15 protein-coding genes and 1 riboswitch are annotated in these 15,328 nt (G+C 73.4%); of the genes, 6 read left to right on the top strand and 9 right to left on the bottom strand.

The annotated features are described in order from the left end of the window. Positions 1–69 precede the first annotated feature (69 nt). From asnB to ACI782_RS23420, 3 genes are read right to left on the bottom strand one after another with little or no spacing between them, the layout of a single operon-like run. Complete coding sequence (asnB, locus tag ACI782_RS23430; RefSeq protein WP_456912515.1) at positions 70–2,061, bottom strand: asparagine synthase (glutamine-hydrolyzing); 1,992 nt, start codon at positions 2,059–2,061, stop codon at positions 70–72. A 13-nt stretch (positions 2,062–2,074) separates the two neighbouring features. Beyond that, positions 2,075–2,449, bottom strand: a complete 375-nt coding sequence (locus ACI782_RS23425; RefSeq protein ID WP_456912514.1) for a DUF3817 domain-containing protein — start codon at positions 2,447–2,449, stop codon at positions 2,075–2,077. Next, positions 2,439–2,804, bottom strand: a complete 366-nt coding sequence (locus ACI782_RS23420) for a metalloprotease (RefSeq protein ID WP_456912513.1) — start codon at positions 2,802–2,804, stop codon at positions 2,439–2,441. Before ACI782_RS23420 ends, ACI782_RS23425 begins: the two co-directional genes overlap by 11 nt. Before the next feature lie 280 nt (positions 2,805–3,084). Here ACI782_RS23420 and ctaC point away from each other — a divergent pair, with 280 nt between their 5' ends. Together ctaC and ACI782_RS23410 are read left to right on the top strand one after the other, a co-directional pair. After that, positions 3,085–3,954 (top strand): aa3-type cytochrome oxidase subunit II, encoded by an 870-nt coding sequence (gene ctaC / locus ACI782_RS23415; protein WP_456912512.1) that lies wholly within the window; start codon positions 3,085–3,087, stop codon positions 3,952–3,954. Positions 3,955–3,999: 45 nt separating this feature from the next. Then, positions 4,000–4,401, top strand: coding sequence for a cytochrome c oxidase subunit 4 (locus ACI782_RS23410; RefSeq protein ID WP_456912511.1), 402 nt, complete (start codon positions 4,000–4,002; stop codon positions 4,399–4,401). 658 nt (positions 4,402–5,059) lie between these two features. Here the strand turns inward: ACI782_RS23410 and qcrB are convergent. From qcrB to ctaE, 4 genes are all read right to left on the bottom strand, one after another. Further along, positions 5,060–6,724, bottom strand: coding sequence for a cytochrome bc1 complex cytochrome b subunit (qcrB, locus tag ACI782_RS23405; protein ID WP_456912510.1), 1,665 nt, complete (start codon positions 6,722–6,724; stop codon positions 5,060–5,062). Beyond that, complete coding sequence (qcrA, locus tag ACI782_RS23400; protein WP_456912509.1) at positions 6,724–7,836, bottom strand: cytochrome bc1 complex Rieske iron-sulfur subunit; 1,113 nt, start codon at positions 7,834–7,836, stop codon at positions 6,724–6,726. The genes qcrB and qcrA overlap by 1 nt, the downstream gene beginning before the upstream one ends. Positions 7,837–7,930: 94 nt before the next feature. Continuing rightward, the gene (gene qcrC, locus ACI782_RS23395) at positions 7,931–8,818 is read right to left on the bottom strand and encodes a cytochrome bc1 complex diheme cytochrome c subunit (protein ID WP_456912508.1); all 888 of its coding nucleotides are present in this window, start codon (positions 8,816–8,818) and stop codon (positions 7,931–7,933) included. Positions 8,819–8,825: 7 nt separating this feature from the next. Then, positions 8,826–9,437, bottom strand: a complete 612-nt coding sequence (gene ctaE, locus ACI782_RS23390; RefSeq protein ID WP_456912507.1) for an aa3-type cytochrome oxidase subunit III — start codon at positions 9,435–9,437, stop codon at positions 8,826–8,828. Between the two features lie 129 nt (positions 9,438–9,566). Between ctaE and ACI782_RS23385 the strand changes: the two genes are divergently transcribed. Both ACI782_RS23385 and trpD read left to right on the top strand, forming a co-directional pair. Then, on the top strand, positions 9,567–9,983 hold the full coding sequence (locus ACI782_RS23385; RefSeq protein ID WP_456912506.1) for a hypothetical protein: 417 nt from the start codon (positions 9,567–9,569) through the stop codon (positions 9,981–9,983). Beyond that, entirely contained in the window at positions 9,980–11,026 is a 1,047-nt protein-coding gene (gene trpD / locus ACI782_RS23380; RefSeq protein WP_456912505.1) for an anthranilate phosphoribosyltransferase, read from the top strand. Before ACI782_RS23385 ends, trpD begins: the two co-directional genes overlap by 4 nt. Before the next feature lie 61 nt (positions 11,027–11,087). Here trpD and ACI782_RS23375 read toward each other — a convergent pair whose 3' ends face one another. Beyond that, positions 11,088–11,375, bottom strand: coding sequence for an Lrp/AsnC family transcriptional regulator (locus ACI782_RS23375; protein ID WP_456912504.1), 288 nt, complete (start codon positions 11,373–11,375; stop codon positions 11,088–11,090). Continuing rightward, positions 11,372–13,258, bottom strand: a complete 1,887-nt coding sequence (locus ACI782_RS23370; RefSeq protein ID WP_456912503.1) for a DEDD exonuclease domain-containing protein — start codon at positions 13,256–13,258, stop codon at positions 11,372–11,374. The genes ACI782_RS23375 and ACI782_RS23370 overlap by 4 nt, the downstream gene beginning before the upstream one ends. Before the next feature lie 218 nt (positions 13,259–13,476). Between ACI782_RS23370 and ACI782_RS23365 the strand changes: the two genes are divergently transcribed. Both ACI782_RS23365 and ACI782_RS23360 read left to right on the top strand, forming a co-directional pair. Further along, positions 13,477–13,788, top strand: a complete 312-nt coding sequence (locus tag ACI782_RS23365; protein ID WP_456912502.1) for a hypothetical protein — start codon at positions 13,477–13,479, stop codon at positions 13,786–13,788. Positions 13,789–14,006: 218 nt separating this feature from the next. Beyond that, positions 14,007–14,177: riboswitch (cyclic di-AMP (ydaO/yuaA leader) on the top strand. Positions 14,178–14,193: 16 nt separating this feature from the next. Continuing rightward, positions 14,194–15,279 carry an NlpC/P60 family protein gene (locus tag ACI782_RS23360; protein ID WP_456912501.1) on the top strand — a complete coding sequence of 362 codons (1,086 nt, stop codon included), beginning with the start codon at positions 14,194–14,196 and terminating at the stop codon, positions 15,277–15,279. Positions 15,280–15,328: the final 49 nt, after the last annotated feature.

The following is a 15,328-nucleotide window of genomic DNA, read 5'->3' as shown; positions in this document are numbered from 1 at the left end:
GCGAGTGCGTCCGCGGCTCCGCGCCGGGGACCCTCCGGGCCCCACGTCGCGGCGCCGCCGGGCGTCGCCTTACAGCTTGACCGGGTAGACGGTCTCGGGGATCTCCGGGCGGATGCGCTCCTCGACGAAGATCCCGTGCCAGACCATGAAGACCAGCACCTCCCACACCTGGCGGGCGGTGCGCTTGCTGGGCACCTCGGCCTCGCCCAGCCGGTCGAGCAGCCCGAGGACGTGGCCCCGGTCGAGCCACTGGTCGGTCTGGCTGTCGCCGACGACGTCCCGCGCCCACTCGTGCAGGGGGCCGGCCAGGAAGTCCGCCGTCGGCACCGGGAAGCCGAGCTTGCGCCGGTGCAGGATGGACGGCGGCACGATCTGCTCCATCGCGCGGCGCAGCGCGTACTTGGTGGCCCCCGCACGGTTCCCGGAGCCGTTGCGCGGCACCCGCTGGTCCAGCGGGATGGTGCTGGCCAGGGCGAACACCTCGGGATCGAGGAAGGGCACCCGCAGCTCGAGGGAGTTGGCCATGGTCATCTTGTCCGCCTTGACCAGGATGTCCCCGCGCAGCCAGGTGAACAGGTCCACGTACTGCATGGCCGTCACGTCGTCGTATCCGGCCTCGCGGGTCTGCCGGTAGAGGTCCTCGGTGACGGTGACGTGGGACAGGTCCGCGTCGTGGCCCCGCATCAGCGCGGACAGCTCCGCGGGGGAGAAGTTCCGCGCGTTGCCGTAGTAGCGCTCCTCCAGCGGGATCGAGGCCCGCCGCAGCAGGTCCTTGCCGCGCATCCCCTCGGGCAGCCGCCCGGAGAGGCCGGCCATCGCCCGCTTGGCGGACTGCGGCAGCCGCTCGGCCCAGGCCAGGCTCAGCGGCTCCCGGTAGATCGTGTAGCCGCCGAACAGCTCGTCGGCGCCCTCGCCGGAGAGCACCACCTTGACGTGCTTGCGGGCCTCGCGGGCCACGAAGTACAGCGGCACGAGCGCGGGGTCGGCGACCGGGTCGTCGAGGTACCAGACCACCTCGGGGATGGCGGCGGCGAACTGCTCGGCGTCGATGACCACCGGGACGTGCTTCACGCCGAGGGTGGCCGCGGACTCGGCGGCGATGTCCACCTCGGACGTCGACTCGCGCTCGAAGCCGACGGTGAAGGTGAGCAGGTCGGGGTTGTAGCGGTGGGCCAGCGCCGCGATCGCGGTGGAGTCGATGCCGCTGGAGAGGAAGGAGCCCACCGTGACGTCGGCGCGCATGTGCTTGGCCACCGACTCGTCGAGCGCCTCGGCGATGCGGTCGTAGAGCTCCTGCTCGCGCCCGGCCGGCACCGGCTGCGGCCGGAAGGTCGGGTGGAAGTAGCGGCTGGTGTGCAGCTCGCCGTCCACGACGGTGAAGCTGGTGCCGCTCTCGATCCGGCGGATGCCGCGGTGCAGCGTGGCCGGCTCCGGCACGTACTGCAGCGTCAGGTAGTGCTGCAGCGAGGCGGGGTCCACGCCGCCGGCGGCCTCGCTGCCGCCGAGCATCTCCAGGACGGCCTTCTTCTCCGAGCTGAAGACCAGCCCACCGTCGGCCAGCCGGGCGGTGAACAGCGGCTTGATGCCGAAGGGGTCGCGCGCACCGAACGCCGTCCGGGTGTGGGTGTCCCAGATGACGAAGGCGAACATGCCGCGCAGCCGGCGGACGACGTCCTGACCCCACAGGTGGTAGCCGGCGACGATCGTCTCGGTGTCGCCGTGCGTGGTGAGCTCCGCGCCGGCGGCGGCGAGCTCCTCGCGCAGCTCGACGTAGTTGTAGATCTCGCCGTTGAACAGGATGCGGTAGCGGTCACCGGCGTAGGGGAGCGGCTGCGGGCTGCCCTCGAGGTCGATGATCGACAGCCGGTTGAAGCCGAGCACCACGCGGGCGTCCGACCACACCGCGGTGTCGTCGGGCCCGCGGTGGTGCAGGCAGTGCAGGGCGTCCTGGACGCCCTGCACGTGGGACTCGCCGACCCGGTCGGCGTCGGTGGACAGGTAGGCCAGCAGGCCGCACATGAGGCGCAGGTCTCCGGGGGTCGGCTCGAGTCCCGGCCGCACGGCCGGGACGGGGTCAGACGCGCTCGCCGGCGCGGGTCTTGCGGGTGGCGATCCGCTCGGCGACGAAGGACAGGATCGGGACGGTGCCCGCCACCAGCACGACCACCGAGCCCTTGAGCGTCCAGCGGGCGCGCAGGGCCAGGTCGCAGGCGGTCACGAAGAAGATGGCGTAGAGCCAGCCGTGCAGCGTCCCGATGACGGCGACCGGCTCGTCGACGCCGCCGAGGTACTTGATGGGCACCGCGACCAGGATCAGGGCGATCAACAGCAGACCGACGATCCAGGCCATCACCCGGTACCGGAGGAGCGCGGCCGGGACGCCCTGCCCGACGCGGCGGGCCAGGGCGCGGGGGAGCTGACTGCGGGCCTCGGTGTGCTCAGCGGCCATCGGTGCCCCGCCGGCCCAGCGCCTTCTCGTTCAGCTCGGCGAGGTAGGCGTTGTACGCCGCCAGCTCGGGGTCGCCGGTCGTGTCGATCCGGGGCCGCTGGTAGAGGACCAGCGAGTTGCCCGGCTCGTCCTCGTCCGGGTCGCGCCGCAGCTCGTCCCGGACCATGCGGATGTAGAAGATCAGCCCCATGAACCCGTACAGCGGCCACTGCAGGGCATAGCTCCAGTTCACCGCGCCGCCGCCGGCCTCGGCCTTGGACAGCTGCCAGTAACCGAGGAAGAAGGTGGCCACGAAGAGTGCGGCCACCAGCAGGTGCATGAGCACCCACTTGGGGGTCAGCAACCGGGTCCACACGGCTTCGACTGTAACCGCCGGGCCCGTCGTCGCGGGCCCGGCGGTGAGGGGGCTCACCGCCGTGGCACTGGTGCGGCGAGGAGCCCGCGGCACCGCCGTCCGGCCCCGGGGCGGCGCGACCCGCCGGGACTCCGTCGCCGGTGGTCGGCCGCCGTGCGGGGTCGGCTAGTCTCGCCGCAGACTGTGGTCGGCACAGGAGCCGTCCGCCGCGTACCGGTGGACGGCGCGCCGGGAGAGACCGTCCCGGGAGTCGGGGCGGGGAACGAGGAGGCAGCGAGCAGTGGCTCGAGGCAGCAGGCTCGCGCGGGGCGCCGCGCTCGGTCTCCTGGGGGTGGTCGCCCTCACCGGGTGCACGCCCAACAACGAGTTCTGGCGCTGGGGGTGGCCCAACGGCGTCACCGACGAGGCCGTCGAGATGCGCAACCTGTGGATCTGGTCGGTCATCGCGGCGCTGCTCATCGGCATCGGCGTGTGGGCGCTCATCCTCTGGTCGGTCGTGCGGCACCGGAAGCGCGGCGACGAACTCCCCAAGCAGACGGCGTACAACCTGCCGCTGGAGATCGTCTACACGATCATCCCGTTCCTCATCATCGCCGGGTTGTTCTTCTTCACCGTCGTGACGCAGAACCGGGTGCAGGAGCGCAGCGCCGACCCCGACGTCACGATCGCGGTCAACGCGTTCAAGTGGAACTGGCAGTTCGTCTACCCCGAGACCACCGGGGCCGACGGCGAGCCGGTCAACACCGTGGGCAGCACGGACGAGATCCCGATCCTCGTGCTCCCGACCGACGAGACCATCCGGTTCGAGGTCGCCTCGGCCGACGTCATCCACTCGTTCTGGGTGCCGGAGTTCCTCTTCAAGCTCGACGTCATCCCGGGCAACGAGAACGGCCGCGACAACGTCTTCGAGGTGACCATCCGCGAGGAGGGCGCGTTCGTCGGGCGCTGCGCGGAGCTCTGCGGGACCTACCACGCCTACATGAACTTCGAGGTGCGAGCCGTCTCGCCGGCGGACTACGACGCCTACCTCGCCGCCCGCGAGTCGGGGCTGAGCACCTTCGACGCGCTGGAGAGCATCGGTCAGCCGGGTGAGGCCCAGACGACCTCCGCCTGGGACACCGTCAGCGACCCGCAGCAGGCCGATGGCTGACGTGCGTCTCCGCCCGGGTTCCACCACTCAGCAGGAGGGACGACCGTGAAGGTCGAAGCGCTCATCTTCAACGGCATCGGGGTCTTCTGCATCGCGACCGCGATCGTCTACGGCTTCTGGGCCCGGGAGCCGATCGGCACCACGGCGCTCGTGCTCTCCGGTGGCCTGACCTTCCTCATCGGCGGCTTCTTCTGGTTCGTCTCGCGCCGCATCGACGCACGACCGGAGGACCGCAAGGACGCCGACATCGCCGACGGCGCCGGGGAGCTGGGCTTCTTCAGCCCCAGCAGCTACTGGCCGTTCGGCATCGCGTTGTCGGCCGGCCTGATGGGCGTGGCCCTGGCCTTCTTCTACGCCTGGCTCATCGCCATCGCGGCGGCCGCGCTGCTGATCACCATCGGCGGGCTGCTGTTCGAGTACTACGTGGGGCAGAACGCCCACGGCTGACGCGCTCCGGCTCGTCGACGAGGGCCCCTCTCCGCTTCTGCGGGGAGGGGCCCTCGTCGTTGGTGTGCCCTGGTACCGAGGCGGCCGCCGCGCATGCACCGCCGGCGGCCGCGGCCTCCGCCGTCCGTCCCGGGACGTCCCCTGCCACGCCGCCCGTCGGGGGCCACGGCGAGCACCGCCGTCGGCCGGACGAGCGGCCCGGCGCGGCGGGACAGGTGCGCGGAGCCGACCCCGACGGCAGGCCCCCGCGCGGCCGGTGGGCCTGGCACCCGGCTCAGCCCCCGGGAGGGTCCCTGGGGCCGGTGTGGGCCCCGTGGGAAGCCCTACGGGGTCGGCCTGGCCCAGTGGGGAGCGCTCGAGGCCGGTCGCGGGCGGGCACGGCCGCGGGGGCGCCGGCGTCCCGTCGTCACGTCGCGCTCCCGGTGCGGCGGGGCGTCCTCGTGGCCCGTGGACGGCGTAGCACCGGGGGAGGCCCCCGTGGTCTCCCGACGGACGCCGGCGGCAGGGAGGCTCTCAGCCGCTCCGGCGGCAGCCCGCAGGGGCGACGAGGACCGGGACGGCGGCCTGCGACCGGGGCCGTGACCGTCCACCGACCCCGAGAACGCGAGGGGCCCTGACGGACGATCCCGTCGGGGCCCCTCGTGGTGGTGCGGTGCGGTCAGTCCCGCGGCTCCTGTGGCCGGCCGCCCTCGGAGGGGCGCCCGGAGGCGGTGAGCTCGCGGTCGGCCTCCGCAGCGGCCAGACCGTGCTCCTCGTGCCGCTGCTCGAGCTCGACCTGGGCCGGCTCCTCGATCGGGCGGAAGAAGCCGCGGATGGCCCGGCGGGCGCCGCCGACCTGGTTCATCCGCTTCGGCACGGGCGCGCCACCGTAGGCCAGCAGGCCGTGGCCGTGCTCGTCGACCGGACCCAGCGGCTGGTGCACCTCGATGAACTCACCGTGCGGCAGCCGCCGGATGACGCCCGTCTCGATGCCGTGCTCGAGCACCTCGCGGTCGTGCTTCTGCAGGCCGAGGCAGATGCGGTAGGTGAGGACGTAGGCGATCGGCGGCAGGATGATGATCCCGATGCGGCCGGCCCACGTCATCGCGTTCAGGCTGATGTCGAACTTGTCGGCGATGACGTCGTTGCCACCCGAGAGCAGCAGCACCACGTAGAACACGATCGCCATGACGCCCAGCGAGGTGCGCACGGGGACGTCGCGGGGGCGCTGGAGCAGGTGGTGGGACGCGGTGTCACCGGTCAGCTTGCGCTCGATCATCGGGTAGAGCGCGAGGACGGTGAAGATCAGGCCCGCCACGACGACCGTCGGCCAGAACAGCGCCGGGATCGTGTAGTCCCCGGGGAGGTTGAGGTCCCACGCGGGGAACAGACGCGACGTCCCGTCCAGGAACATGACGTACCAGTCGGGCTGGGACGCCGAGGACACCTGGGCCGGGTTGTACGGACCCCACAGCCACACCGGGTTGATCTGCACGAGCCCGCCGAGAGCGGCGCAGACGGCGAACACGATGAAGAACAGGCCGGTGGCCTTGCCCGCGAAGGTCGGGAAGAGCCGGTTGCCGACCACGTTGTGCTCGGTGCGGCCGGGGCCGGGGAACTGGGTGTGCTTCTGCTTGACCAGGACCAGCAGGTGGACGGCGATGAGCGCGAGCATGATCGCCGGGATCAGCAGCACGTGGGCGATGTAGAGCCGCCCGACGATGAACTCGCCGACGTAGTCGCCGTTGAAGACCGCCCAGTGCACCCAGGTGCCGACGACGGGGATCGACAGGATGATCGCCGACATGATCCGCAGGCCGGTGCCCGAGAGCAGGTCGTCGGGGATCGAGTAGCCGGCGAAGCCCTCGCCGATGGCCAGGATCAGCAGCACGACACCGATGAGCCAGTTGGTCTCGCGCGGCCGGCGGAAGGCGCCGGTGAAGAAGATGCGCAGCAGGTGGACCACGATCGCGGCCACGAACAGCAGCGCCGCCCAGTGGTGCATCTGGCGGATGAAGAGCCCGCCGCGCACGTCGAACGACAGGCCCAGCGTGGACTCGTAAGCCGCCGACATCTGCACGCCCCGCAGCGGCGCGTAGCTGCCCTCGTAGACGACCTCGCGCATGGAGGCATCGAAGAAGAAGGTCAGGTACGTGCCCGTCAGGAGCAGGATGACGAACGCGTAGAGCGCGATCTCCCCGAGCAGGAACGACCAGTGGTCCGGGAAGACCTTGTTCAGGGTCCGGCGCAGCGGTCCGGCGACGATGAGGCGGTCGTCGAACTCGACGGCGGCCTTGCCGAGCCGCGAGGTGGGGACACCCGGCGCGGTGGCGGTGCGAGCCATCAGATGCGCTCCCGGTTCCAGTAGGTGGGGCCTACAGCCTCAATGTAGTCACTGCGTGCCACGAAGAAGCCCTCCTCGTCGACCGAGATGGGCAGCTGGGGCAGCGGCCGGGTCGCCGGGCCGAAGACCGGCTTGGCGCCCTGCGTGATGTCGAACTGCGACTGGTGGCAGGGGCAGAGGATCCGGCTGGTCTCCTGCTCGTACAGGGAGACAGGGCAGCCGGCGTGGGTGCAGATCTTCGAATAGGCGACGTAGTCGCCGTAGCCGAAGCCGGCCTGGCCCGGGCGCGGCTGGTCGACGGCCACCTGCTCGGGGCGGAGCCGGAAGAGCATCGTGGCGGCGTCGGACTCGTGGTTGCCGCCGGGGACCGCAGGGAAGACGGTCTCGATCGATCCGGGCTCCTGGTCGCCCGGGCGGACCGGGGTGCCGTCGTCGCGGACCAGGCGGACGCCGGGCGCCCAGCTGGTGGTGCCCAGCGGGTTGCCGGTGTTCGGGTTCTTGATCAGGCCGCCCAGCGGCATGAGCAGCATCAGGCCGAGGCCGCCGCCCATGAACAGCAGCGATCGGCTGATCAGCTTGCGCCGCGCCAGGCCGCTGTTGTGCAGACCGCCGACGAGGGTCGCCGCGGTGGTGACCCGGTCGAAGTGCGACCCGTCGTGCTTGTCCTGCACGGCCGTCTCGTGCGGCAGCAGCTTCTTGGTGTAGAGCACGAGGCCGACGCCGACCAGCGCGAGCGACAAGCCCATCAGAGCGCCCAGCAGTGGCGTGAACAGCGCGCTCCAGCCGCTCTCGGTGATGTCCCACTGCCAGTCGGGGAGGAACCACCCGGAACCGACGTAGACGACCACGAAGAGGAAGGCGGCCACGCCGGCCAGCGCGAACGAGAGCCCGACCTGGCGGACGGCGCGACGCTCCACCGGCGAGCCGGGCTCCGGGCCCGGGTCGACGTGGAGGACCTCGACGTCGTCGTAGCTGGCGCCGAGGCGGTCGAGCTCCTCCCGCGGCATCGCCGCGAGTTGCTCGGCGGTGTAGAGCTCGTCCGGGCCGCCGACGTGGGGCCCGGGGGCGTCCGCGCCGCCGGTGGAACCGGGGCGGGTCTCGCGCGTGGTCACGCTTCCTCCTCGCTGTCCACCGCAAGCGGGTGGTGCCCCCGGCCGGGGGTCAGCGGTCGCTGGACTGTGTTCGCTGGGGAGCTCGCGGACCGGGTCACGCCTTGCTCCCCATCCAGAAGATCCCGAAGAGCAGGACGCTGATGCCCACGACCCAGATGACCAGGCCCTCGGCCGCGGGGCCGAGCCGGCCGATGCCGGCACCGCCCGGGTCGGCCTGGGCCTTGATGGTCTGGACGTAGTTGATGATCGACCGCTTCTCCTCCGGCGTGAGCTGGTTGTCCCCGAAGACCGGCATGTTCTCCGGCCCGGTCAGCATCGCCGTGTAGAGCTCCATGTCGGTCGTGTCGTTGAGGCTCGGGGCCCGCTTGCCGGAGGAGAGGGCGCCGCCCTCACCGACGAAGTTGTGGCAGGACGAGCAGTTGAGCCGGAAGAGCTCACCGCCCTGCGCCAGGTCTCCGTCGCGCAGGTCCCCGGAGGGGAGGGTGGGGCCGCCGCCGTTGGCCTGGACGTAGGCCATCAGCTGGTCGATCTCCTCGTCGGAGAAGACGGCCGGCTTGTCGGGCGCCTGCGCCTCCTGGCGCACCAGCGGCATGCGGCCTGTGTGCACCTGGAAGTAGACGGCCGCCTCGCCGACGCCGATCAGCGAGGGCCCGCGGTTCTCGACGCCCTCGAGGTTCTCTCCGTGGCAGGTGATGCAGCTGCGCTCGTACAGCTCGCGACCGGCGGCCTCCGCCGAGGACTCGCCGGCGGTGCCCTCGTCGCTCGCGTGGGCCGGGGACAGCGCCGAGTACAGCGCCCCGGTCAGCACGAGGGCGGCCATGAGGCCGGCGACGTTGACCACGCGGCGACGGTGCTTGGACCGGCGGCGGGCGCGGGCGGCGGCAGCGGGAGTGCCGTCAGCGGGACGCCGCGACCAGCGGCTGCGACCGCGCGGCGACTCGGCGTCGGGCTGGGCGTCGGACTGCGGAGTGAGAGAGGACACCGTTTTCCTAGCGGATGAAGTAGATCGTGGTGAACAGCCCGATCCACACGACGTCGACGAAGTGCCAGTAGTAGGAGACCACGATGGCCGAGGTCGCCTGTGCCGGCGTGAAGCGGCCCATGGTGGACCGGATGAGCAGGTAGACGAACGCGATCAGCCCGCCGATCACGTGCAGGCCGTGGAAGCCGGTGGTCAGGTAGAAGACCGACCCGTAGGTGCTGGAGGAGATGGTGGTGCCCTCCTCGACCAGCTGGATGTACTCGTACCCCTGACCCAGCACGAAGATCAGGCCCATGACGAAGGTGATCGTGAACCAGCGGCGCAGGCCGTAGACGTTGCCCTGTTCGGCGGCGAACACCCCGAGCTGGCAGGTCACCGACGAGGCCACCAGGATCAGCGTGACCACCAGCGCGTACGGGACGTTCAGGTGCGTCGGCTCCGGTGGCCACCCCTCCGTGGCCCGGGCACGCGCGGTGAAGTACATGGCGAACAGCCCGGCGAAGAACATCAGCTCGCTCGAGAGCCAGATGATCGTGCCGACACTGACCATGTTCGGTCGGGTCAGGGAGTGCACCCGGGAGGTGTCGAAGGTGCCGCTCGCCACGGGAGCCGTTGTCACGAGGTCATCATGGCATCGCCTCCGGCGGGGCCACGACCGCGGGTGGCGGGTGTGGCGCCTCCGTGACCTCCCCGATACCTGCGTCGCGGGGTCCCGGGGCGGGGTCCGCCCAGCCACTAGGCTGCGGCCGTGAGCGACGCACCGGCAACCGTCCTCGTCTACAGCTCCCGGCCCGAGGTCCGGGCCGCCGTCCGCACCGCGGTGGGACGCCGGCCGGCGGCCGACGTCGGCCCGGTGACGTGGGTCGAGTGCGCCACGGGCGAGGAGGTCGTCGAGTGCGTGGACGGCGGGGGCGTCGACCTCTGCATCCTGGACGGCGAGGCGCAGCCGACCGGTGGGCTGGCGCTGAGCCGGCAGCTGACCGTCGAGGTGGCTGACCGGCCCGCGGTCTGCGTGCTCATCGCCCGGCAGCCCGACCGCTGGCTGGCGCACTGGTCGCTGGCCGACGCCACACTGCCGTTCCCGGTCGACCCGCTGACCGCCCCGTCCGTCGTCGCCGGCCTGCTGCGGGACCGGGTGGGGCGCCGGCCGGCTCCACGCCGGTGACCGCCCGCACGCCCACCTGGCCAGCGCTGCTCACCCGGCTGCTGGCGCGCGAGGACCTCGCGGCCGACGAGGCGGCCTGGGCCATGCGCGAGGTCATGGCCGGCGAGGCCACCCCGGCGCAGATCGCCGCCTTCGCCGTCGCCCTGCGGGCCAAGGGGGAGTCGCCGGAGGAGGTCGCCGGGCTGTCGGCCACGATGCTGGAGCGGGCCACCCCGGTGGACCTCCCCCTGGAGTGCGTCGACATCGTCGGCACCGGCGGGGACCAGGCGCACACGGTCAACATCTCCACGATGGCCGCCGTGGTCACCGCGGCCGCCGGGGTGCCGGTCGCCAAGCACGGCAACCGCGCCGCGTCGTCCTCGTCGGGGGCGGCGGACGTCCTCGAGGCGCTCGGGGTGGTGATCGACCTCCCGGCGGCGGCGGTGGCCGCGTGCGTGCGCGAGGCCGGGATCGGCTTCTTCTTCGCCCCGGTGTTCCACCCCGGCTTCCGGCACACCGCGGTGCCGCGGCGGGAGATGGGCGTCGGGACGGTCTTCAACTTCCTGGGGCCGCTGGCCAACCCCGCGCGGCCGGTGGCGGCGGCCATCGGCTGCGCCGACGGGCGCATGGCGCCGGTGCTCGCCGCCGTCCTGGCCGGCCGGGGCACGCGCGGCCTGGTGTTCCGGGGGGACGACGGCCTGGACGAGCTCACGACGACGACGACCTCGTCGGTGTGGGTGGTCCGCGACGGGGAGGTCGAGCCCGACCGGCTCGACCCGGCGGCGCTGGGGGTCGAGGCCCCGCCGCCGGGGGCCCTGCGCGGCGGTGACCCGGCCTTCAACGCCGACGTCTTCCGGCGGGTGGTGGCCGGCGAGCGGGGACCGGTCCGCGACGCGGTGCTGCTCAACGCCGCCGCCGCGCTGGCGTCCTTCGACGAGCGGGCCGGGCGGCTGCACGACGTCCTCGCCGGTGGGCTGCAGCGGGCCGCGGCGGCGGTGGACGACGGCCGTGCGCAGGCCCAGCTGGAGCGGTGGGTCGCGGTCAGCCGGTCGCTGCGCGCATAGTCGAAGGACCCCGTCCTCCTCACCGCTCGCAGGCTCGCGGCGAGCCTCTGGACGGGGCCGTTCAGTCGGCGGTGTCGAAGCCGATGGAGAAGGCCGCTTCGAGGTCGTGCCGGGAGTAGGCGCGGAACGCGATGTGGGTGTCGGTCTCCAGGACGCCGGGGACCTTGTTGATCCGGCCGGCCACGACGTCGGCGACCTGCTCGAACTCGCGGACCCGCACCACGGCGATGAGGTCGACGTCCCCCGCGACCGAGTAGACCTCGCTGACGCCCTCGAGGTCGGCGACGGCCTCGGCCACCTCGGGGATCGAGTCGGTGGCCGCGTCGATCATGACGATGGCGGTGATCACGCCGGGGATGCTAGCCGGGGCCCGGGCCGCCCGACGGTGCCGCGCGGAGCGGGGGAGACGCGGTCGGGACGGGCCCGCGTCCCCAGCGGCCGGCTGTCGGCGAACGGGTCGCGGTCGGCGCGGCCGGCTTCCACGCGATCGAGGAAGGCGGTGTAGCTGCCGGTGCCCGGGGCGGCGCAGGCGAGGGTCCCGGACACCTGGACCAGCCGGCTGCCCGGCTTCTCCATCCAGCGCAGCACCAGCTCGGTCTCGTCGACGGAGGCGGCCAGCTCGTCGTCCGGACCCAGCGGGGTCTCGGCCGTGGCCACCAGCCCGGCCAGGGTGGCCTTGACGGAGGCGCCGCGGGGCGCGCAGCCGGCGGCCACCAGGCGGCCCCGGCGGACGACGGACAGCTGCCAGCCGCCCTCGCCGTCCGGACGCGCGAGGACCAGCTCGGCGACCGCGGCCAGCGACGCCAGCCGTTGCCGCCGGCGCACCGCCCGCACCAGCACCGCCACGCGGTCGCGCAGCACGGCGGCGTCCTCGTAGCGCTCCTGCGCGGCGAGCCGATCGACGCGGGCCAGCAGCGGTGCGAGCAGCGCTCCCGGGTCGGCCGCGACCGCGGCGCGCAGCACGCCGGCGATCGCGGCGTACTCGTCGACCGACTGGGCCCCGGTGCAGGGTGCGCCGCAGCGGCCCATCCCGGCCAGCGCGCACGCGGTGCCGAGCACCTTGGGTGACAGCCGCCCGGTGCACTGCCGCAGCGGCAGGGACTCGTGGATGGCGGCGACGGCGGCGTCCGCGGCCCGCCGGTCGGGGAAGGGGCCGAGGAACACCCCGGCGCCGGGGCGCACGCGGCGGACCACCGACAGGCGGGGGAAGGGCTCCTCGGTGAGCCGCACCCACAGCGCCCGTTCCGGGAACCGGGAGCGCCGGTTGTAGCGCGGCTTGTGCTCGGCGATGAGCCGCAGCTCGCGGACGGCGGCCTCGAGGTCGTGCGCGCAGGGGATCGCGTCGACCCGCCGGGCCAGCGCCACCATCTCGGTGATCCGGCTCCGCTGCTCGGCGGCGGTGAAGTAGCTGCGCACCCGGCTGCGCAGGTCGTTCGACGTCCCCACGTAGAGCGGCTCGTCCCGCGGCCCCCGGAACACGTAGACCCCCGGGCCCGACGGGACGCCGTCGGCCAGGTGCCGCTTGCGCAGCCGCTCCGGGTCGACCTGACGGCTGAGGGTGGTGAGCTCCTCCAGCGTGGTGATCCCCAGGGGGCCCAGCCGCTCGAAGAGGCCGTGCAGCACGTCGACGGTCGCGCGGGCGTCGGCCAGGGCGCGGTGGCAGGGCTCGACGTCGGCGCGGAAGAACGGCGCGAGCGTGGCCAGCTTGCAGTTGGGGACCTCGTCGCGGGTGAGCAGCCGGCGGGCCAGGACGGCGGTGTCGACCGACGCCGCCGCGGGCCACGGCATGCCGCTCTCCGCGCAGGCCGCCTTGAGGAACCCCAGGTCGAAGGGCGCGTTGTGGGCGACGAGGACCGCGCCCCGGGCGAACTCCAGGAAGCTGGGCAGCACCGCGCCGATGCGCGGTGCGCTCGCGACCATCGTCGTGGTGATGCCGGTCAGCACGCTGATGTAGGGCGGGATCTCGCAGCCCGGGTCGACCAGGGTCTGGAACTCGCCGAGGACCTCGCCGCCACGGACCCGCACCGCGCCGATCTCGGTGATCGCGCTGTCCTTCGGGGAGCCCCCGGTCGTCTCCAGGTCGACCACGACGAAGGTCACCTCGGCCAGCGGGGTCCCCAGCTCGTCGATCGTGGCCTGCTCGTAGCGCGGGAGGCCCGCCGCGGCTCGCGCGGCCGTCCCGGCGAGGTGGGCGGGGGAGAGCGGCACCTGCCGGGGAGGGGAGGACGGCACGGCCGGACGGTAGGTCGGGCCAGTGACAGTCCCGGGGACGCGCGCCGGGTCCCGGCCGGATCACCACCGGGCCCGGCCTCCCGTCGCGTGGCGTCCGGCGGGGCGGCGTCGCGCCGGTCGCACGGAACTGTCGGTGCCCGTCCCTACCGTGCGGACCCGGACCGACCGAGGCCATGGAGGGCCTCCGCGACCGGGGTCGGCCGGGTGAGGAGTGGACCGTGTTGATCGACTGCGACACCTGCACCGTGCGCGGCACCGGCTGCGCCGACTGCGTCGTCACCGTGCTGCTGGGGGCACCGCCGGGCTGGCGGGGTGAGGACCCGAGCGTCGTGCCGATGACCGGCCGGCGTGGGGCCGAGGCGACCGGGGGCGGCGTCGTCCCGGGCCCGGGCGTGGTGGTGGAGTTCGACGAGGTGGAGCGCCGCGCCGTCCGGGCACTCGCCGAGGGCGGGCTGGTGCCGCCGCTGCGGCACCAGGGCGGGCCGGGGCAGCGGACGGGTGGGGCCGCGCGGAGCCGGCGCACCGGGTGACCGGTCCCCGGGCGGCCCGGTTCCCCGGGCGAACAGGAGCCGTGGACGCCGCCGAAGGGCCGTCGGCGTGTCGCGTCCGCGCCCTGTGGCTGTCCCCCCAGTCTCGGGAGCCCCGTTTGTCACAACTTCATCACGCCCGTACGGTGAGCCGGTCCGACCGGGTGGTCGTCACCCGCAGAGAGGTGGCCTCGGCCGGGCACCGCCGAATCGCCCGACGCGCCTCCGCGGCGCCGAGGGGGAACCGGGGACCCACCGCAGTACTGGGGTGAGTTCTCGCGTGCGCCGGTCCGCCGGGGCACACGCGCCGGCTCGCCGGGGCGCAGAGATAGGGCACTTCTTCCCAGCCCGAACCCGTCAGCTAACTCGGTAGGCGGTTGCTGAGGAAGAAACGGAGAGCCGCCGACCGTGGCGACCCCCCGCCCTGCCCTGGGGCCTGCGCTCGACCAGATCGACTCCGACCTCCCCGTGGCGTTCCGCCGCCCGACCCCGGCCCACCGCCTCGGCCGCGGGCTCGTCCTGGGCGCCACCGCGACCCTCGCCCTGACCCTCCTGCCGGGGACCGCCGTCGCGGACCCGGAGCAGGCCACCAGTGCCGCCCAGGCCGCCCAGCTGGTCGCGCAGGCCGGTCACGACCTCGAGGTCGTCACCGAGCGGGTCAACGAGGCCCGCGAGGCCCTCGCCCAGCAGCAGGCCGCCGTCGAGGCCGCGGACCAGGCCGCCGCCGCGGCCCGGGAGCAGCTCGGCGCCCTCGACGGCCAGATCCGCCAGGTCGCCCGCACCGCCTTCACCAGCGGTGACGGGATGCACGAGCTGGACCTGCTCCTGACCAGCGACTCGCCCGAGGACTTCGTGTCCTCGCTCGCGACCCTCGACGCGATCGCCGGCCACACGAACGACGTCCTCGCCGAGGTCGCCGAGAGTGCGGCCGCGGCCGAGCGGGCCCAGCAGGAGGCCGACGCCGCCCGGACCACCGCGCAGGCCACCCTGGACGACGTCACCGCGCGCCAGGCCCAGCTGGAGGCGGACATCGCCGACTACCAGGCGCAGTACGCGGCGCTGTCGGCCCCGCAGCAGCAGGAGGTCGTCACCGCCCACGCCGGCCAGGCCGTCGCCGCGGCCGCCCCGGCGCCCGCCGCCAGCGGTGCCGTCCAGGCCGCCGTCGACACCGCGCTGGCCCAGGTCGGTGACCCCTACGTGTGGGGCGCCGGCGGGCCGAACGCGTTCGACTGCTCGGGTCTCACCCAGTACGCCTACGCCGCCGCGGGGATCAGCCTGCCGCACTCCAGCCGGATGCAGTCGACGATGGGGACCGCGGTCTCCCGCGCCGACCTGCAGCCGGGCGACCTGATCTTCTACTACAGCCCGGTCAGCCACGTGGCGATGTACATCGGCAACGGCCAGATGGTGCACGCCTCCACCTCGGGCCAGCCGGTCAAGGTGGTCAGCGTGGACTCGATGGGCGGCATCACCGCCATGCGCCGCATCGCGTAGCGACCGGCGGCAGGGCGTCGGGCCGGTGACCTCTGGGAGGTCACCGGCC

It is taken from the genome of Geodermatophilus sp. SYSU D00703 (genome assembly GCF_054050155.1).
The sequence above is the reverse complement of the archived record's forward strand: the minus strand, read 5'-3'. Positions and strand labels throughout refer to the sequence as shown.